We start from the raw sequence: 18,712 nt of genomic DNA, 5'->3' as shown, positions 1-18,712 counted from the left end.
GGTGTATGCTGACCTCTCTCATCCTCATCTACTAGGCCATTTCCGGACCTTTCCATATCCAGTTGGCCATTTTCTTCAAATTCATGGCAGCGAAAGTAAGCATCGCCTGCATCGACAATTTTTTAAGTCCCCTTAACGTTGTCCAACGCATACCATGCTTTTCTTTTGCGTCTGCAAATACACGCTCAATCGTTTCTTTGCGTTTCGCATATATCGTTTTTACCTCTTTGTGATGACGAAGATGATCTGCTTCCTCAAGGTACTCTTGCCAAATATGACGAGTCACTACTTTTTGATGATCCTTACTCTCCGTACATTGCGATAAAAATGGACAATTAGCGCAAATATGCTTAGAAGATTTGTATTCACGATACCCTTCTTTTGTCGTGGTAGAGTAATTCAATATCTCCCCTGATGGGCATATGTAACAATCATAGTATTCATCATATACGTACTCGTGTTTTCGGAAGAAACCTTCTTTTGTACGTGGTCTTGTATAAGGTAAAGCAGGTGTCATTTCGTTTTCGATTAAGTATTTCGTGATGGCCGGTGTTTTATAAGCTGCATCTGCCGCAACGGCATCGGGCTTTCCTACAATATCCATTACTTGTTCTACTAATGGTTCTAGGATTACGCTATCGTGGGTATTTCCTGGTGTCACCATATTTCCTAAAACAAATCCTTTGCGGTCAGAAGCTGCATGAAAAGAATAGGCGAACTGTTTAGTCCGTTCGTCTTTCACATAGTAACCACTCTCAGGATCTGTGGTACTTTCTTTTATTTCTTTTGTATCTTCTTTTTCAAATTTATCTGGTGGAAATGGCTTTTTTCCATGATCTTCCCGGTCTTGATTGATTTCTTCTTGGAGCTGTTCTTGATAGGCACGTGTTTCTTTTCGGACCACCTTTTTTTCGAATTTACGTTTATTCGCACTCGCTTTTACATGAGTGGAGTCGATAAAAACATGTTCTGCACTTATCAAATTCTTTTCCGCTGCTGTTTTTAGAATTCGATAGAAAATCTGTTCAAACAAATCGGTATCTTTAAAACGACGCTCATAGTTTTTTCCAAAGGTAGAGAAATGAGGGACTCTATCATAGAAACCATAACCAAGAAACCAGCGATAGGCCATATTCGTTTTTAATTCTTCAATCGTTTGACGCATCGAACGAATGCCAAATGTATATTGAATAAAGGTAAGTTTAATCAAGATCACGGGATCAATACTTGGGCGTCCAACTGCGGAATATGTTTCTTCCACTAAATCATAAATGAAAGATAAATCAATCGCTGCCTCCATTTTTCGGACTAAATGATTTTCGGGAACCAACTGGTCTAAAGCGATCATTTCTACTTGATCACGTTGAATGGAATTATGTTTTGAAAGCATCTTCATCACCCCAAGTATTATTTCTATTTATATTTTAAAACAAAAAAGACTGTAGGCAAGCTCGATCTTCATCGAGTTTGTCTACAGTCTGAAACAAACCGAATACGGTTTGTTTTCCTGGAATTTATTTAACTAGTGCTACTACTTCGATCTCTATTAAAGCATCTTTCGGCAATCTAGCAACCTCTACACATGAACGCGCAGGCTTATGTTCGGAAAAATATTCTCCATATATTTCATTTATGGCCGCGAAATCATCCATATTTTTAATAAAAACGGTTGCTTTTACAACTGTTTCTAAAGAAGCTCCTGCTTCTTTTAATACTGCTTGAAGATTGCGAAATACTTGATGTGTTTGTTCTTTAATATCACTCGATATCATTACACCTTCAGTAGTTAACGGAATTTGTCCAGAGCTAAAAAATAGATTATTAACAACAATTCCTTGTGAATATGGACCTATAGCCGCTGGTGCTTCATTGGTAGCAATTACCTTCATTCTATTTCCCCCTCAAAAATAGTTTACTTTAAAGTTCCTGAAGTATTGTTTTCGTATACAGATACAATAAAGTATAAGAAAAGAACTTTAAGTAAAATAATTTCCCTCAACAACTTTAATTCTTTTCTCTTTCATGTCTACATCCATAAGCTTTACTAGAGAAACATAGTCGTCCACTAATCTTTCCTGTGCATCCTCGGATTCAACCAAAACAGCAATTCCTGCAACGAAAGCCTTGAACTCTTCTAAGAGATTCATCATCCCCGTAATCGTTCCTCCTGCTTTCATAAAATCATCTACGATTAATACTTTTGCACCTTCATTCAAGCTTCTCTTGGAAAGAACCATCGTTTGGATACGTTTTGTAGATCCTGAAACATAGTTAATGCTGACTGTAGACCCTTCCGTTACCTTACTATCCCCTCTGACAATAACGAACGGTACATTTAAGTGCTCTGAAATCGCATGGGCAATTGGAATTCCCTTTGTTGCTACCGTCATAATAACATCAATGTCGGTATCAGCAAAAGCGGAAGCTAGCAGTTTTCCTACTTTGTTCATAATTTGCGGCGTCCCTAACAAATCAGTCAAATACAGATAGCCTCCAGGAAGCAGGCGGTCAGCGCTGGCAATAAGTTCACAAAGCTCGCCAATAAATTCCTTTGCTTCTTTTGTACTCGCTTTTGAAATATATTTTACCCCGCCGGCAGCACCCGGTACAGTTTGAAGGGTCCCGATTCCTTGCTTTTCAAACGTTTCTTTGATAATGGCAAGATCTTCGCTTATAGAAGATTTGGCAGAGCCATATCTTTCCGAAAAGAATGTCAATGAAACAAGTTCCTTCGGCCGTTCTAATAAATAATGCGTCATATCGATTAGGCGCTCACTACGACGAAACTTCATATAACAAGCCTCCGTTAAAATCCGAATAATATAGGTTAAATATAGCACCAATATACGGAATTTGTCTATAACTGTTAATGATTAATTATTTAGGCTGCTTTCGTATAAATTATTATTTTTCATAAGCTGGGATTAAACCTAATCTAAACTTAGTTTAGGACAGCTTTACTTATTTCCCTTTTTTCATTGAAATTTGGAAATAAAAAAGATATTTAAATATAGAAAAGCGAAAAGAGCCATTATTAAGAAGGAAAACGCTCGCCTAACAACCTTACCGCAAACACTTGATCACAAAATCCACGTAGCCCATTATAAATTCTTTGAAGCCGTGAATCGTATTGTACAAGACCAAATACAGTTGGTCCGCTCCCGCTCATTAGCACAGTATCCGCTCCAAACCTCTCCATTTGTTCTTTGATTTGATATACCTCTGGATGGAGCTTCAAAGTTACGCTTTCTAGTACATTTCCAGTCTCCCTGCATACACCTTCATAATTCTTTTGCTGGATGGCATGAATCATTGCCGCTGTATTAGGATGTTTAACGCTGGATAGATCCAAATTATTATACACATCTGCTGTCGATACACCTATAGAAGGCTTGGCCAAAATGACCCAGCAATTTGGCGGTGCAGGCAATTCCAATATCTTTTCTCCACGGCCTTTTGCCAATGCGGTTCCTCCATACACACAAAAAGACACATCCGACCCAATCTCTGCACCTATTTCAGCAAGCTGATCTATCGATAATCCAAGATTCCAAAGCTGATTTAATCCTCTTAATGTTGCAGCAGCATCACTGCTTCCACCTGCAAGCCCCGCTGCAACAGGAATCATTTTATCAATAGCAATCGAAACGCCTTGTTTGATTTGAAATTTTTCCTTCAAAAGCTTTGCCGCCTGATAGGCTAAATTGCGCTGATCATCTGGTACGAAACGGCTTTGTGAAATAATAAATATCTCACTATCTGTTCTCTCTGAAAGTTCGATACGATCTGATAAATCAATGGTAGTCATTACCATTTCAACTTCATGATAACCATCTTCACGTTTTTTTAAGACATCTAATGATAAATTTATCTTGGCCGGAGCTTTTACTAAAAGCTTCACTATATACACCTACTTTAAATCCTGCTTAACAAACATTTTCCGATTTCAATTAAACAAAAGCTTATTTGTCCTATTTTAACATAAATAGATATGTACATGACAATCTCCACAAATACTGTATTTTATCATGATTAAACAAAAGTCGAAAGTATTATTTTTTTATTGTATAATCGTTATCCTTATTTGTGGACAAAATAGCGTTCTCTTAATCAATTTGGGGGATATGCATCGTTAATTTCAACAATTAAAGTAGTCAGCCAGACTGTATTTTTCTCACACAAAAAGACCGAGTTAAACTCGGTCAGACGGTATGTTCTAGTTATTCGCTTTGTGAGCTTCATTTGTATTCATTATATTTGATTCTTATTAGCTAGTTGTTGTTGTGCAATTTCAATGGCTTTTTTCACCATATTACCTGCATCCCTTGCCTTAATGCCGCCCCATCCTTCTTGTTGGACAACATCATAAAAGCCCAACTCCTTGGCCAACTCTTGCTTCATCTCATCAGACATAATGCCTCTTCTTCTGCCCATTACGATTTCCCCCTTTAACATACCGCATTATTAGTATATACTTGGGGGCCGCAAATATTTTGGATGAAATTTACAACATTATTATTTCAGAAAAAAGCCTTATTTATCATTTTTCTACTTTCCAATGAAGAATTAGTTTTCAAAGGAAGGAATAATGTTGAAATTTGTCTATTATTATATGCAGCTCTAATTAATTCCCATTAAAAAGACCTTATCTAGAAGAACGCTCAAAGACAAAATAAAAAGCAGTAAACATAATGTCTACTGCTAGCTATTTTATATTTCTTGATGTTTTTCAAAGAAGGTAAGTTGTACTGTTTCAGTAAGTACATCTGCATAGCTATAGGAAACACGCTCAAAAGCATTTTCCTCTTGATCTAATTCGATGACAAAAACTGATGGATAAGTTTCTGCCAAAACACCAGAACGTTCAATCGTTTTTCTTCGACCGCCATTAGCTTTTAACATTAATCGTTTACCCAGATTAGAATCAAGGGATTTTTTAATGTCAGTTAATGTTTTTGGCATTTTGCTCCACCTCACTATGTATTAGTGTAACACAGCTTCAAAAAAAGGTCAAACATAAATTATTTATTTTATCAATGAAACAAAGTCAATGTCAATATTTTTTCATCAACAAAATGATTGTTTTTTTTACATTTACTAGTATTTCCAACTTAAAGTTTATTATGTAAAAATAATAATTAATAAGAAAAGCGCAAGTACTTTAGCTCAATCCTGGGGACTTCAACACAAGATTTAGGAAACACAGTGAAGGACAGTTGGTGTTAAACATGGGGAGAAAATGTAGAGATTTGCTAGCAAATAATTGAATGATAATAAACCTATATTTACTTATTCCTTCAAAAAAAAACAAAAGCTCTAATAATTTCATTAGCGGCTTTTGTTTTAGTCTTCAATTGGTTTGTATGGCATCCCCGTCCGCAGTACTCCTTTTGTTTCTACTCCACCAATCCCCTTTTCACCTGTCAAGGTATTACGTAAAACATCCCATACATTAATTTGTTCCATGAATGGTGTATAACAAATTTTGGCTACGATATAAACCGGGTCTAGCGCATGAATATTTACTCTTAACGGAGAACTTGCAAAATTCGCACCGGCATAAATGAGTGATTCAAAGTGCGATTGGCATGCACCCGCAAAAATAACTAATTGATCCAAGTGGGGAACCTTTCTTCTAGCCTCACTTACTGTTTTAACAAAGTATTTAGAATGACGATAAGCATTAATATCCGATTTCTTCCCTTTTGCTTTAGAGTAGGCATCGTGCCCTGTAATAACAAGAATATCCGGACGGTATTGATCAATTAAATGAGATATTTGATTTGGCATTTCCTTCTCATTGCAATGTACACCGTAAACCGTTAGTCCTATCTTTTCATATAAATCTAAACATTTTTGCAAATAGGAGGGGTCTCCATCAATATGAAGAACACGTCCGGGAATTTGAAAGAAATTAAAATCGTGATTATAGCTATTTGTTACTCGGTATTCTTGCCTCTGTCTTAGTAACTCCATTTCCTGCTGAAATAATTTAAAGGATTGAGCTTCAAGGTTTCGATATTCCCGAGATATTTTTGAACGTTCATCCGAATTGATTGAAATTAAATCGTCCACGGGAGCATCTGCAATTAATCGAAAGTCTTCTCCATAAAGAATAGCCGTTTTCTTACCATTGATTTCTTTTATATCAATTACTTTAAAAAGAAGATCACATTCATAAGACAGACGCCCAACAATTGAATTTACCTGAACATTCACCATTTTCAACTCCACTGGTCAGATTACTCATTGATACTTCTTTTATAGGCTATGCGAAGATGAAAAAGGTGTGATAAGAAAAACGAAAGCGCCGCAAGTCTAGCGTAAGGATGAGTGAAATTCGAAGTGTAATTAGCTTTTCAAAATTTCACCTTCGTAGTCTTCGACGCAAGATTCAGGAAACACGGCGAAGACGTAGAAGTCCGCTAGCCTATAGGCGCAGGAGCTAGACAATAATTATACTTGTCAAATAGTTATTTATTTAAGTTAGGAAGGGTTCTCAGTAAAACATCGCTTAATGCAGCAAATTCCTGAATAGACAATGTTTCTCCTCGTCTGGAAGGATCAATGTTTGCCTTTTCAAGTGAGGATAAAATCAAGTCTTTATTTTCCTTTCCGTTTGGTAATGCACTTGTTAGGTTATTTAAAATGGTTTTTCTTCGCTGTGCAAAGGAAGCACGAGTAATTTGAAAGAAAAATGCTTCGTCTTCCACCTCTACAATTGGCTTATCTCGCTTCATTAAACGGATAACTGCCGAATCAACATTAGGCTGCGGGTTAAATACCGTCTTCGGAACAATCATAACGGTTTCTGCCTTTGTATAATACTGTATAGCAATCGATAATGAGCCATATTCTTTTGTTCCGGGATTTGCAGAGACACGGTCTGCCACTTCCTTCTGTAGCATGACAACGATTCCCTTAAGAGGCAGCTGCTCCGTCAATAATTTTAATAATATTGGAGTAGTAACATAATACGGAAGGTTTGCAACTACCATAATATCTTTGATTCCGCTGAATTCCTTTTCTATAACATCTTGTACATTTGCTTTTAAAATATCTTGATGAATAATTTGTATATTATCGTATGGTGATAAAGTGTCTTCTAAGATTGGCAAAAGGCGCTGATCAATTTCAAACGCAACCACCTTTTTACTTGTTCTTGCTAAATGCTCGGTTAACGCACCAATACCAGGGCCAATTTCAATAACGCCTGTTTCCTTTGTTAAATCTGCAAACTCAGTTATTTTTCTTAATATATTGGTGTCTACAAGAAAATTTTGTCCTAAGCTCTTTTTAAAAGAAAAACCATACTTATGTAGAATTTCTTTCGTTCTTAATGGAGTAGCAATATCCTTATGCATCCTCTTCCTCCTGCAATACTATTGTTAAAGCATCTGCAAACGCCTCTTTTGTGATTTGGAACATCATCAGCCGCTTATGCAGTTGCTTGCCGTTCGTATAACCAATTTTCAAAAGTTCACCCAAGCGTTCTCTTCTTCTTTTGGACTTTTGTCCTCCTATTAGCCCTGCAGTAAGCAAGTCCTCCTGGGTAATCCATTCCACCATTTCTGTTTCCATTGTATGAGCTTCCATCAGTGCTTCTCTTATTGCTTCCGGGCTTGCATATTCAACACCAATTCCCCTGCCTGAAGAAGGCTTTGCATCCTGTTTTTTCAGAAACGCATGCTTACAGTCAGGGATTTTACTTGCAATGGTTTTTCTGATTTTTTCTCCTGGAAAATCGGGATCCGTGAAAATAATAACGCCTCTTTTTTCTTGAGCCAATCGAATTTTTTCTATTGTTTCCTCAGAAATAGCAGAGCCATTTGTCTCAATCGTATCAGCATCAATCGCCCGTCTAATGGCCGTTGTATCATCACGGCCTTCTACCACAATAATTTCTTTAATCTTCATTTTTCCTCCAAAATAATGAAACATTTTTGAAACAATTTCGTCTAATTATATAAAAGCAGTTTCGTATAGATTGTTGCTTTTCGTAAGCGATCGTAAATCCTAATATTGTCTTAATTTCGGGACATCTTTTCTTAAAAAGACTATTCGTTCTTATCCTTAAGAATAATTAATCAGTTATCGTCTACAAAAGCAACAAAGTTTTAGCAAAGAGCCTTAATAAATATACTTTTCATATTATATAACATGTTTTCAATAAAAGAAAAAACAGAGGGCAATCCCTCTGTTTGCATTACTTCAGTATGCGAATTTTCACATAGCGTCTGCCCCATCGATAAGCATCGGATGTACTTGAAAAGTATACGTCAATCATGTTTCCTCTAATGGCACCGCCGGTATCACCAGCGATTGCATATCCATAACCTTCTACATAAACCTTTGAACCAAGTGGAATAACTCGCGGATCCACTGCTATCAGCTTAATACCTGGATTTGCATTTAGATTAATACCTGTTGCAGTGCGGCTGGAGCAGCCGTTGCAATTTGCCGTATATGCAGTAGAGTTTACATATAGCTCCCGTGCTGTATCCATGTTTCCTCTTGATACTTGATTCGTAAGGCTTTTGGAACCAACCGCAACAACTTTTGATTTACTATCTTTTAAGATATTTTTTCTAACAAGACTTCTGCTTACTTCTTTACCATTTTCTTTTATTACTTCGTACAATTTTTGAACAAGACCGTTTTGACCATGCTGGATAACCTTCTTTTCTCCCATTGATAGATTAGAATCCTTTTGGGTTACTACAGCGTATTCAAGTGGTTCTTCCACTACATCGGTGACCTTTTTAACTCGAATCACTTTTATTACATCATTTGGCTTTACTTTTTGATTTGTCTCGGGATTTGTGCGATCCAATTCTTCTAGTACAATACCCTGCTGCTTTAAAAAGTCACCGACAGTAGTCGAAGTAGACCATACCTTTTTCTTCTTTCCTCCGTTATTAAGAGTAACTGGGAAAGCCTTCTTTATGACAATATTCATATCTTTATAGATTTTAGTGTCTTTATTAGGTTCAACTTGATCATATTGATGAAGACCGAAATCCCCTTCCTTTACAAATTCCTGAATCGTACCGGCTGTGGTCCAGACCTCTTCTTTCTTCCCATCCACTGTCACCGTTACCTTTTTAGCAGGCATCCACTCAACCGTTAATTGATCCTTTACTTTGGTTTCAACAGGTAAAGATAGATAGTCATGATTGTGTAGGTTTATATTCATGTCTGCTAGTATTTCCCCTACTGTATCGGCATGTGTCTTAATTACCTTTCGTTTCCCATCAATCGTCATAGCCACTGTTTTTTTAGTTGTTTCGAAAGTAATAAAGCAAATGGCAGCTGCAAAGACTAGGAAACTAGCAATAAAAATAGTCCACCTTTTCTTACTCATAGTCCTGGATAACAGGTTTTTCATGTTATTCACTAGCATGAAAATAACTCGCCTCCTTCTCATTGGTGAGATTACATAGACTATTACGCCGCTGTTCGCCCTTCGATGTTTTACGTAAATTAGTTTCTATTATGCAAAACTATATTATTTTTTGAAAGGGAGACTTATCGACATGAATATCCTATGTAGGAGGAGAGACATGTAGAACCATTAAGAATTTTAAAATATCTGGACAAGCTCCCTTATCATTCGACACATTTTACTATCAATTTATGCCGAATAATCTTTTGGCATTTTGATAAGTTTGTGCAACCACTTCTTCGTAGGTTATCTCTTTTATTTCGGCAATTTGTTCTGCAACTAGCTTTACATAAGCGGGTTCATTTCTTTTTCCTCTGTATGGATGCGGGGCTAAATAAGGACAATCTGTTTCAATTAATAAATGGTTTAATGGAATTTCTTTTGCAACTTCCTTTGGTTTTTTTGCATTTTTAAATGTAACAGGTCCTCCTAGTGAAATAAAAAAGTTCATGTTTATGCATTCCTTAGCGGTATCAACGCTTCCACTAAAACAATGCATAATCCCCCCTACTTCACTTGCCTTCTCTTCTTTTAAAATTTCTACTATGTCTTGGGTAGCTTCACGATTATGTATAATGATTGGAAGGTTTACCTTTTTAGCTAAACGGATTTGTTTACGGAAAACTTCCTTCTGAATATCCTTTGGTGATTTGTCCCAGTGGTAATCTAATCCCATTTCACCTAATGCAACTACCTTTGGATGAGAAGATAATTCTTCAATCCATTGCAAATCATTTTCCGTCATATCAATTGCATCAACTGGATGCCAACCAATACTTGCGTATAAAAAATCATACTCTTCGATCAAGGCCATTGCCTTTGTTATGGTCGGCCGGTCAAAACCGACTACAACCATTTTTTCAACACCAGTATTTAAAGCATTTTGTATAACTTCCTTTAAGTCTTGATCATATTGTTCATCGTTCAGATGAACATGTGTATCAAATAACATCTTGATTCTCCTTATCCATCTATAGTTTAATATAAAAATCCTACACAAGCTTTGCATTCACTTAACATTTACTTTACACATAAAATAGGTCATAAATAGCTCAAAACTGGAAATTTACAGTATATATTTTACTCTATAATTCCTGCCTTATTTCGACATCATCAAAATAGCATTTTTCCTAAAAATGATAAAAGTAATAAAACAGTCAATATTTAAAAAGCAAAGCGCATATAAAAATAGCATAGAGAATCACGTCGAAAAATGTTCCACGTGAAACATTCTATGCTATTTTTCTTTTAATGATTGGAAAAAGTAACTAAAAGAATATTACAATTACTTTACAAGAGCTCCATTTGGAAGACTTTGGTCTACACTAGCCAGTGAAAGCACACCGTCTTTTTTACCTGCTAAAATCATTCCTTGTGAAAGCTCCCCTCTGAGTTTTACAGGTTTCAGGTTTGCAACACAGATCAATTTTCGGCCAATTAATTCCTCTGGTTTATAAAACTCAGCGATTCCAGATACAACCTGTCTCTTTTCATAACCTAAATCCAATTGTAGCTTCAGTAGTTTATCCGCCTTTTTCACCGGTTCCGCATGAAGCACCTGTGCTACACGAAGTTCAACTTTCATAAAATCATCAATTGTGATTTCTTGCTTTTGATCAACTATTTCTTCCTTTTTATCCGATGGTTCTTCTACTTTCGGAGCAGAGCTGCCCATCTTTTCTTTGATAAAGTTTACTTCCTCTTCCATTTCTAGTCTCGGAAATATAGGATCGCCTTTTTCCACTACTTTAGTCCCTTCTGGGATGTTTCCAAATGACTCAAGGCTTTCCCAAGTTTTCAAATCATTATTTAGAAGAGCTAGTTGTTCAAAAATCTTTTCTGGTGTTTTAGTTAAAAATGGTTGCAATAACACGGCAATTCTTCGCAGTGATTCCGCTAAGTGAACCATTACATTAGCGAGTTCCTCTCTTTTTGAATCGTCTTTAGCCAAGTTCCAAGGTGTTGTTTCATCAATATATTTATTAGAACGGCTAATCAGCTCCCAAATAGCCGATAAGGCAACAGAGAATTCCATCTTTTCCATTGCATCTTCATACTTTTTCACTGCCGCTTCATTTACTTGGATTAATTGTTGATCAAACTCACTAATAGAACCTTTATATGCTGGAATTTTACCATCAAAATACTTATTAATCATAGCAATGGTTCTATTTAATAAGTTCCCTAAATCATTTGCCAAGTCAAAATTGATTCTTTCCACAAATCCTTCCGGCGTAAAAACTCCGTCAGCTCCAAACGGTACCTCGCGCAATAAATAGTATCTGAGTGAATCTAATCCATAACGATCTATTAATGTTACAGGATCTACAACGTTTCCTTTTGATTTGGACATTTTCCCATCTTTCATTAATAACCAGCCGTGTGCAAAAACTTTTTTCGGAAGTGGAAGATCCAACGCCATTAACATGATTGGCCAATAAATAGTATGGAATCGAACAATTTCCTTTCCTACTAAATGTACATCCGCAGGCCAATACTTTTGGTATCTCGAGTCATCGTCTGTTCCATATCCTAAAGCTGTAATATAGTTGGAAAGTGCATCGATCCAAACATAAATAACATGTTTTGGATCTCCTGGAACCTTTACCCCCCAGTCAAAGGTCGTACGCGATACTGCTAAATCTTCAAGCCCAGGCTTAATAAAATTGTTAATCATTTCGTTCTTTCGTGATTCAGGCTGGATAAAGTCAGGGTTCTCTTCATAATATTGAAGAAGACGGTCGACATATTTCCCCATTTTAAAGAAATAAGACTCTTCTTTTACCCATTCTACTGGATGACCGCTATCCGGGCTCTTGCCCCCTACTACTTTTCCATTCTCTGTAATTGGATCTACAAGTTGGTGTTCTGTGTAGAAGGTTTCATCCGGAACGGAGTACCAGCCCTCGTATTGATCTAAGTAAATATCACCTTGATCTAAAAGTCTTTTAAAAATTTTTTCAACCACTTTTTTATGTCTTTCTTCTGTAGTACGAATAAAATCGTTATAAGAAATATCCAATTTATCCCAAAGAACACGTATCCCGCTTACAATATCGTCCACGTATTGTTGCGGTGTAACCTTTTTTTCTTCCGCCTTTCGTTGTATTTTCTGGCCATGTTCATCTGTTCCAGTTAAATACATAACATCAAAACCGCGCATTCTCTTATAACGCGCCATTGCATCACCTGCTACCGTGGTATAGGCATGTCCAATATGTAAATTTCCGCTTGGATAATAAATAGGTGTCGTAATGTAAAATGTTTTCGACCTTTCGCTCAACTTAAGTTCCCACCTTTTTATAAAGTAATATTCTTATACAAATACGATCAAATGCGTACGCCGATGGCGCTGTAGATAGACGTAAACTATTTTTAAAAGGTTTCCACAGGATTATCCTAATCGACAAAAAACTCTCACCCAAAGGACGAGAGCTCTTTAATGCCATTTTGGGGCAATTCTTAGATACCTTTTATATTTCATATACATCATAACCTCTTATATCATCAAAATATACATAAAAAGTATGCATCCTGCAACTTTTGACTGTCTTTTTTCTATTATTTCTTACTCTTTATTTTAATGAATTCAACAGATTTTGTCGAAAAATATTTGTGAATTAATTTTACATTTTTTTACGATTATGATACTTTTTATACAATTTCACATCATTATTATACAATCATTACCTTAATAATTACCTTTATATCAATGTTTTTACGAGTTTTTTAAATTCCTATTTTATACAAAATAATTATTGACGGATATGGGAATGCTTGGTATGATATAAACAGTTATAAAAAATATGTCGAAAATCGTCGACAAAATAACCGGAGAAAATGAGAGGAGAAACAAAATGAAATCTACTGGTATTGTACGTAAGGTTGATGAATTAGGTCGTGTAGTTATTCCTATTGAGCTTCGCCGTACACTTGGAATTGCAGAAAAAGATGCATTAGAAATTTACGTAGATGATGAAAAAATTATCCTTAAAAAATATAAACCTAGCATGACTTGCCATATTACTGGTGAAGTTTCTGATAATAATGTTCAATTAGCAGGCGGAAAATTAGTTCTTAGCCGTGAAGGTGCCGAATTATTATTACAAGAAATTCAAAACGCATTTCAATCTGCGAAGTAATAAGAGATCCGACAGGCATGAGCTTGACATAAAAAAGGATGACTGTATAAATAACAGTCATCCTTTTTCTTATTCAACATGATACTCTTGATAAACATCCCTTTTAGGGATTCCCCGATCCTTAGCTGTCTGTTTGATAGCATCCTTTGAACTTAATCTTTCTTGATTAATATAGGTATTTACATGTTCGATAACGGAAAGGGATTCCCACCATTTTTGTTCTTCATCTAACTCTTCACTTTCATTTCCTTGAACAATAATACAAAATTCACCGCGTATATCATTCTGCTCAGACCATTCCAATATTTCCTCTATTGTGCCTCGAATAAATTCCTCAAACTTCTTTGTTAATTCTCTGCACAACGTTATATTCCTGTTTCCTAATACACTATTCATTGCTATTAGCGTATCTTTCAAACGATGTGGAGCTTCATATAAAATAAAAGTGGATGTTTGTTTTTTTAAAATCTCCAATTCCTCGATTCTTTCTTTCTTCCCTCTAGGAAGGAACCCATAAAAATAAAAAGGCTGCGGTTTTAACCCGGAGGCAATTAATGCTGTTAATGCAGCATTGGCCCCTGGTAAAGGAACAACAGAAATCTGTTCCTCAATGGCCGCTACTACTAGCTCATAGCCTGGGTCTGAAATGGATGGCATTCCCGCATCACTAACAAGTGCCACCTTTTCTCCGTCTAACAACCGTGAAATTAATAGTTTAGAGCTTGTCTCTTTATTATGCTCGTGATAGCTAGTAATAGGAGTGGATATATCAAAGTAGTTACACAGCTTTTTTGTGTTTCTTGTGTCTTCTGCAGCAATAATAGATGCCTCTTTCAATATTCTAATCGCCCTAAATGTCATATCTTCTAAATTTCCAATCGGAGTTGGCACAAGGTATAATATTCCTTTATTTTCTTCATTCATAAAACTTTTTTGTTGCTGCATTTGATCGACCAGCCTTTTCAAAAATTGTTCTCTCTCGGTCTAGTGAGTTTTTTAAAAGTATGTTCAGGACGCATAGCTTCCTAATATGTAACAAACTCCTCATCATATAATAATCTAACCAGATTCCTAAATTTTATATACTTTGCACCTTTTCGTGTTGCTTATGCTCCTTCAAACTTCTAGTTAAATTAGTTATATAAACGCTATAAAATATGCTTATTCCGCTTTTCCATATAATATTTCTTCAATCTCATCTGTATATTGGTTATTATCTTTATACACAATCTGTGGTGGAAGGACTTTTAAATCTCGATTGCCGTCTTTTATTCCTTCAATTAGAATAGTATTCGCCTCTTTCCCTAATTTCGGATATACAAATTGAAGGCGCTTTGGCTCTAGTCGATATTTTTGCATCAAGGTTAATATATCCACCAATCTTCCTGGCCTATGGACAAAAGCTGCCTTCCCGCCTTGTTTTAATAATAAGCTGCTTGTTTTTACGACATCCTCTAGCGTACACATTATTTCATGTCTTGCAATCGCTAAATGTTCATTTTCATTAATAATCCCTTTAGGCGGAGTAACAAAATACGGAGGGTTACAGGTAACAACATCAAATTTACCTATTCCCAATTCCTTTGGCATATCCTTTAAATCGCCATTTATCATATGTATTTGATTTGTTAATTGGTTGTACTCTACACTTCTTACCGCCATACTATAAAGTCTTTCTTGAATTTCTACCCCTGTAATCATCCCTTTTGTGCGTGTACTTAATAATAGCGGGATTACGCCATTTCCCGTACACAAATCGATGATGTTTCCCTTTTGGATTGGAAGATAGGCAAATCTGGCTAATAGTACAGCATCTAGAGAGAAAGAAAATACAGATGGGCTCTGAATAATTCTTAAATTTTCTGCAAGTAAATAATCCAGTCTTTCATCGCCTATTAGCAAGCTAGTCAACCTCCGTTAAAAAGGAGGTTGTCCCAAAAGCAAATTGACCGCCACTTATGGAACAACCTCTATATACATTTTATTTCTTATTTAAAAACGACAGACAAAATAAACAATCTTCATCTTTTCGAGGACTTCCAAAATGAACATTACAAATGTGAAATCCTTCTTGATACAATCTCGCAAGATTATCGTAGCCTTCACCAATATCTATTTCTTTATCGGCTTTATCAGGGTAATCTTTTCTATCCCTACCGGAAAATGAAATACTCTCGTTGTTTATGGATTTTCCTCTGTTATCCAGCCGCCTTCGTAAATGTTCATTTTCTATTCTTAATGCATTATTTTCTTCTATCATCTTGGCTAAATACTTTTTTAATTCACCCAGCTGCTGATACAAATCACCAATTTGTATTTCCATGTTGCTGACTGAATCGAAGAATTCGTTTTTATCCATAAACTCCACCTCATTATTCCGTGGCTTGGATTGATATGGCATCTTCATTCAGGATTTCATCCATCGTAAATTCCAATATCCGTTCTTGCCCAGCTAATTCTATTTGTAAAACTCTCTCCAAAATATTTAATCCAATAACTTTACCCATTCCATTAGGTGTCTGTATCATTTCACCGATATCGGGTAAGCTTTCCTTCGCTGCTTCGTATTCATCATTTTCATATTTTAAGCAGCACATTAAACGTCCGCATAAGCCAGAAATCTTAGTAGGATTCAGCGATAAATTCTGATCCTTGGCCATTTTGATGGAAACTGGCTCGAAATCTCCCAAAAAGGTAGAGCAACAAAGCATTCGTCCACATGGGCCAATTCCGCCTAGCATCTTCGCTTCATCTCTCACACCAATTTGCCTTAATTCAATCCTGGTTCGGAAAATAGCTGCCAAATCTTTTACAAGCTCACGAAAATCGACACGGCCATCAGCGGTAAAATAAAAAATTACTTTATTTCGGTCAAAGGTATACTCCACATCCACTAGCTTCATATCAAGCTGATGCTCTGCAACCTTTTCACAACAAACCTCATATGCTTCCTTTGCTGCATCTTTATTTTCGCTAACTATCAATTGATCCTTTTCATTTGCAATTCGAATGACCTTTTTTAATGGCAAGACAACATCGTTTTCATCGACTGACTTACGATCTGTTACCACTTTACCAAATTCTATTCCCCGAACTGTTTCTACAATTACAGAGTCATTTTTTTGAATAAAGAGATCACCCGGATCAAAGTAATATATTTTTCCGGCCTTTTTAAATCTAACTCCTACAACATCAAACAAAGGTAGATCCCCCCTGCAATTTTAAAACAAGTTGTTCCATTAATAATTGAGGATTCATATTCGCGTTTAACTTACGTTTTGCCTCTAAAATGGAAGTCATTTTATCTGTTAAAGAACGAGTGGATAATTGTAATGCATCAGCCTCGAATGAACCACGATAATTTGGATATAGAAGATGTTTATCCTTACCTATCCGTAATGAAATAAGATCTTTATATACAAAAAGCAATAGATCCAGCCCGCGATCTATTTGACTTTTTTCTTTGAAATGAGAAAACCAGTCCTCTTGGAGTGCAACCATAGCAGAGGCTGCACTTTTCTTAAGGGCCTCATATAATTTTAACACTAATTTTCTAGCTTGTGCAAACCACTCATCATTATTTAACTCAAGAGCCTCTTGAATATTATTGGTAATACTAGCTAATATGAATGCATTAGAAGGAGAAACACCCATTTCTAATAATTTATTGACTAAGATATCAGTTGGGAATGTTCTAAATGTAATAACCTGACATCTTGAAATGATGGTAGGCAAAATTTGTTGAATTTGCTCCGTAATTAATATTGCAGTAGTACCTTCATTCGGCTCCTCCAGAAACTTTAGCAAACTATTAGCCGCATTTACCGTCATCTTATCCGCATGGACAATCGTATATAATTTCCTCTTAGACTCTACACCTGATTTGCTAAACTCTTGCTGTAAATTCTTAATTTGGTCCTTTTTAATAGACAGACCATCAGGTTCAACTAAATGAACATCAGGATGACTTCCGTTATTTATTCTCTTGCAATTAATACATTCTTCACAAGGTTTAAATTGATCTTGTAAATCCAGACAAAGCAATGTCTTTGCAATTAAAAAGCTTGCATCCTTTTTGCCTGTTCCACGCTCTCCCTCAAGCAGATATGCGTGCGCAATTCTATTTTTTTGGATACTATTTTTTAATATCTTTGCCGCAAGAGGTTGAACCTTTTCTAGTTCATCCCATGTTACTGCCAAACTGCATCACTCTCTTACGTATATAAATTAATTAATAATCCTTTTATTTCGCCAATTTTCCCTAATATATCAATGGATGGTCTTTCTTTTTTTATATAATCATTGGTAAGCTCTACAAGCTGCTTATCTACTGTTTCAATGATATTCAGCTTTCTGCCTTCTCCGAATTGATTCCAAGTATGTGATTGCTTTAAATTCATTCCAAAATCAACGGTTTCACGTATAAATCGCTTCACCAACGTTTTATATTTTGCTAAGTCCTTAAAAGTGCGGGATTTAGCAAGCTTTTCTCCAGCGCTTTCAATTTCAGATAATAATTTGTTTAGTTGGTCCATCTGAAGCTTTTCATCTTGTTTTTGAACAATAGCGGAAAACTTTGTTCCACTATTCGTGACTTGTTTCGAATCCTGACGGGATTTTTCAAGACCAACTCTTATATCTTGATTAATTTTCACTTTATTCTCCTCTTTAAAGGCCGTTTCGTTTTTTCGTTCTTTTTCAAAATAATGTATTGTTTAACTTTGAGGAATTTTTTCCTTCAAAAATAACATAGTGTAACTTTATGAGAGTTAAGAATTGTTACTGATTAAAAATGATGAAATTGCTCAACTGGAAGTACAAATACCGTTGCTCCTCCAACTTCTACTTCTACAGGATATGGAATATATGAATCTGCATTTCCACCCATTGGTGATACTGGTGCCATTAGCTGTTCACGTGACTTACAATTATCCTTGATTACTTGAAGGGCTTTCTCCACTCTGATGTCTTCTGTTCCAATCATAAATGTCGTGTTACCAGACTTTAAAAAACCACCTGTACTTGCAAGTTTTGTAACCCTAAAATTATGATCGACCATCGCATTCATTAATCGAGCACTATCCTGATCTTGTACAACCGCTAATATAAGTTTCATAATACTCCC

Annotated in this window: 20 protein-coding genes; 1 reads left to right on the top strand and 19 read right to left on the bottom strand. The window is 35.9% G+C overall.

Going from position 1 to position 18,712, the window contains the following annotated elements; translation table 11 throughout:
* Window positions 1-31: 31 nt before the first annotated feature.
* The 12 genes from AN964_RS20580 to metG form a co-directional block, all read right to left on the bottom strand.
* Window positions 32-1,390 carry an IS1182 family transposase gene (locus AN964_RS20580; RefSeq protein WP_055741678.1) on the bottom strand — a complete coding sequence of 453 codons (1,359 nt, stop codon included), beginning with the start codon at window positions 1,388-1,390 and terminating at the stop codon, window positions 32-34.
* Window positions 1,391-1,514: 124 nt separating this feature from the next.
* Window positions 1,515-1,889 (bottom strand): RidA family protein, encoded by a 375-nt coding sequence (locus AN964_RS20575; RefSeq protein WP_055741677.1) that lies wholly within the window; start codon window positions 1,887-1,889, stop codon window positions 1,515-1,517.
* Between the two features lie 87 nt (window positions 1,890-1,976).
* The gene (gene purR, locus AN964_RS20570) at window positions 1,977-2,792 is read right to left on the bottom strand and encodes a pur operon repressor (RefSeq protein ID WP_055741676.1); all 816 of its coding nucleotides are present in this window, start codon (window positions 2,790-2,792) and stop codon (window positions 1,977-1,979) included.
* A gap of 242 nt (window positions 2,793-3,034) precedes the next feature.
* On the bottom strand, window positions 3,035-3,901 hold the full coding sequence (gene ispE / locus AN964_RS20565; protein ID WP_055741675.1) for a 4-(cytidine 5'-diphospho)-2-C-methyl-D-erythritol kinase: 867 nt from the start codon (window positions 3,899-3,901) through the stop codon (window positions 3,035-3,037).
* A gap of 350 nt (window positions 3,902-4,251) precedes the next feature.
* Entirely contained in the window at window positions 4,252-4,434 is a 183-nt protein-coding gene (locus AN964_RS20560) for a small, acid-soluble spore protein, alpha/beta type (RefSeq protein ID WP_055741674.1), read from the bottom strand.
* A gap of 276 nt (window positions 4,435-4,710) precedes the next feature.
* A complete protein-coding gene (veg, locus tag AN964_RS20555; protein ID WP_055741673.1) occupies window positions 4,711-4,962 on the bottom strand; it encodes a biofilm formation stimulator Veg in 252 nt (83 codons plus the stop codon).
* A 381-nt stretch (window positions 4,963-5,343) separates the two neighbouring features.
* Window positions 5,344-6,222 carry a sporulation peptidase YabG gene (yabG, locus tag AN964_RS20550; protein ID WP_055741672.1) on the bottom strand — a complete coding sequence of 293 codons (879 nt, stop codon included), beginning with the start codon at window positions 6,220-6,222 and terminating at the stop codon, window positions 5,344-5,346.
* Between the two features lie 251 nt (window positions 6,223-6,473).
* Entirely contained in the window at window positions 6,474-7,364 is an 891-nt protein-coding gene (gene rsmA / locus AN964_RS20545) for a 16S rRNA (adenine(1518)-N(6)/adenine(1519)-N(6))-dimethyltransferase RsmA (protein ID WP_055741671.1), read from the bottom strand.
* Window positions 7,357-7,917 (bottom strand): ribonuclease M5, encoded by a 561-nt coding sequence (gene rnmV, locus AN964_RS20540; RefSeq protein WP_055741670.1) that lies wholly within the window; start codon window positions 7,915-7,917, stop codon window positions 7,357-7,359. The genes rsmA and rnmV overlap by 8 nt, the downstream gene beginning before the upstream one ends.
* A gap of 289 nt (window positions 7,918-8,206) precedes the next feature.
* Window positions 8,207-9,403 (bottom strand): G5 and 3D domain-containing protein, encoded by a 1,197-nt coding sequence (locus AN964_RS20535; protein ID WP_235950818.1) that lies wholly within the window; start codon window positions 9,401-9,403, stop codon window positions 8,207-8,209.
* 226 nt (window positions 9,404-9,629) lie between these two features.
* A complete protein-coding gene (locus AN964_RS20530; RefSeq protein WP_055741669.1) occupies window positions 9,630-10,397 on the bottom strand; it encodes a TatD family hydrolase in 768 nt (255 codons plus the stop codon).
* Between the two features lie 333 nt (window positions 10,398-10,730).
* Window positions 10,731-12,728 carry a methionine--tRNA ligase gene (gene metG / locus AN964_RS20525; protein ID WP_055741668.1) on the bottom strand — a complete coding sequence of 666 codons (1,998 nt, stop codon included), beginning with the start codon at window positions 12,726-12,728 and terminating at the stop codon, window positions 10,731-10,733.
* A gap of 574 nt (window positions 12,729-13,302) precedes the next feature.
* Here metG and abrB point away from each other — a divergent pair.
* The gene (abrB, locus tag AN964_RS20520; RefSeq protein ID WP_055741667.1) at window positions 13,303-13,587 is read left to right on the top strand and encodes a transition state genes transcriptional regulator AbrB; all 285 of its coding nucleotides are present in this window, start codon (window positions 13,303-13,305) and stop codon (window positions 13,585-13,587) included.
* Between the two features lie 69 nt (window positions 13,588-13,656).
* Here abrB and rsmI read toward each other — a convergent pair whose 3' ends face one another.
* From rsmI to darA, 7 genes are all read right to left on the bottom strand, one after another.
* Window positions 13,657-14,532: a 16S rRNA (cytidine(1402)-2'-O)-methyltransferase gene (gene rsmI / locus AN964_RS20515; protein WP_055741888.1), complete on the bottom strand. Its 876-nt coding sequence runs from the start codon at window positions 14,530-14,532 to the stop codon at window positions 13,657-13,659.
* A 216-nt stretch (window positions 14,533-14,748) separates the two neighbouring features.
* Complete coding sequence (locus AN964_RS20510) at window positions 14,749-15,489, bottom strand: tRNA1(Val) (adenine(37)-N6)-methyltransferase (protein ID WP_055741666.1); 741 nt, start codon at window positions 15,487-15,489, stop codon at window positions 14,749-14,751.
* 79 nt (window positions 15,490-15,568) lie between these two features.
* Window positions 15,569-15,946, bottom strand: coding sequence for a DNA replication initiation control protein YabA (gene yabA / locus AN964_RS20505; RefSeq protein ID WP_055741665.1), 378 nt, complete (start codon window positions 15,944-15,946; stop codon window positions 15,569-15,571).
* A 13-nt stretch (window positions 15,947-15,959) separates the two neighbouring features.
* Complete coding sequence (locus AN964_RS20500; protein WP_055741664.1) at window positions 15,960-16,787, bottom strand: PSP1 domain-containing protein; 828 nt, start codon at window positions 16,785-16,787, stop codon at window positions 15,960-15,962.
* Complete coding sequence (gene holB, locus AN964_RS20495; RefSeq protein WP_055741663.1) at window positions 16,780-17,787, bottom strand: DNA polymerase III subunit delta'; 1,008 nt, start codon at window positions 17,785-17,787, stop codon at window positions 16,780-16,782. The genes AN964_RS20500 and holB overlap by 8 nt, the downstream gene beginning before the upstream one ends.
* A gap of 14 nt (window positions 17,788-17,801) precedes the next feature.
* Complete coding sequence (locus tag AN964_RS20490) at window positions 17,802-18,242, bottom strand: YaaR family protein (protein WP_055741662.1); 441 nt, start codon at window positions 18,240-18,242, stop codon at window positions 17,802-17,804.
* A gap of 131 nt (window positions 18,243-18,373) precedes the next feature.
* Window positions 18,374-18,703 carry a cyclic di-AMP receptor DarA gene (gene darA, locus AN964_RS20485; RefSeq protein ID WP_055741661.1) on the bottom strand — a complete coding sequence of 110 codons (330 nt, stop codon included), beginning with the start codon at window positions 18,701-18,703 and terminating at the stop codon, window positions 18,374-18,376.
* Window positions 18,704-18,712 lie beyond the last annotated feature (9 nt).

The organism is Heyndrickxia shackletonii (assembly GCF_001420715.1).
Classification (GTDB): domain Bacteria; phylum Bacillota; class Bacilli; order Bacillales; family Bacillaceae_C; genus Margalitia; species Margalitia shackletonii.
The sequence above is the reverse complement of the archived record's forward strand: the minus strand, read 5'-3'. Positions and strand labels throughout refer to the sequence as shown.

Bases quoted from the DNA above. Each gene is read 5' to 3' on its own strand.
- AN964_RS20580 (WP_055741678.1), bottom strand. From the start codon at position 1,390: ATGCTTTCAAAACATAATTCCATTCAACGTGATCAAGTAGAAATGATC.
- AN964_RS20575 (WP_055741677.1), bottom strand. From the start codon at position 1,889: ATGAAGGTAATTGCTACCAATGAAGCACCAGCGGCTATAGGTCCATAT.
- purR (WP_055741676.1), bottom strand. From the start codon at position 2,792: ATGAAGTTTCGTCGTAGTGAGCGCCTAATCGATATGACGCATTATTTA.
- AN964_RS20560 (WP_055741674.1), bottom strand. From the start codon at position 4,434: ATGGGCAGAAGAAGAGGCATTATGTCTGATGAGATGAAGCAAGAGTTG.
- veg (WP_055741673.1), bottom strand. From the start codon at position 4,962: ATGCCAAAAACATTAACTGACATTAAAAAATCCCTTGATTCTAATCTG.
- yabG (WP_055741672.1), bottom strand. From the start codon at position 6,222: ATGGTGAATGTTCAGGTAAATTCAATTGTTGGGCGTCTGTCTTATGAA.
- rsmA (WP_055741671.1), bottom strand. From the start codon at position 7,364: ATGCATAAGGATATTGCTACTCCATTAAGAACGAAAGAAATTCTACAT.
- rnmV (WP_055741670.1), bottom strand. From the start codon at position 7,917: ATGAAGATTAAAGAAATTATTGTGGTAGAAGGCCGTGATGATACAACG.
- AN964_RS20535 (WP_235950818.1), bottom strand. From the start codon at position 9,403: ATGCTAGTGAATAACATGAAAAACCTGTTATCCAGGACTATGAGTAAG.
- AN964_RS20530 (WP_055741669.1), bottom strand. From the start codon at position 10,397: ATGTTATTTGATACACATGTTCATCTGAACGATGAACAATATGATCAA.
- abrB (WP_055741667.1), top strand. From the start codon at position 13,303: ATGAAATCTACTGGTATTGTACGTAAGGTTGATGAATTAGGTCGTGTA.
- rsmI (WP_055741888.1), bottom strand. From the start codon at position 14,532: ATGCAGCAACAAAAAAGTTTTATGAATGAAGAAAATAAAGGAATATTA.
- yabA (WP_055741665.1), bottom strand. From the start codon at position 15,946: ATGGATAAAAACGAATTCTTCGATTCAGTCAGCAACATGGAAATACAA.
- darA (WP_055741661.1), bottom strand. From the start codon at position 18,703: ATGAAACTTATATTAGCGGTTGTACAAGATCAGGATAGTGCTCGATTA.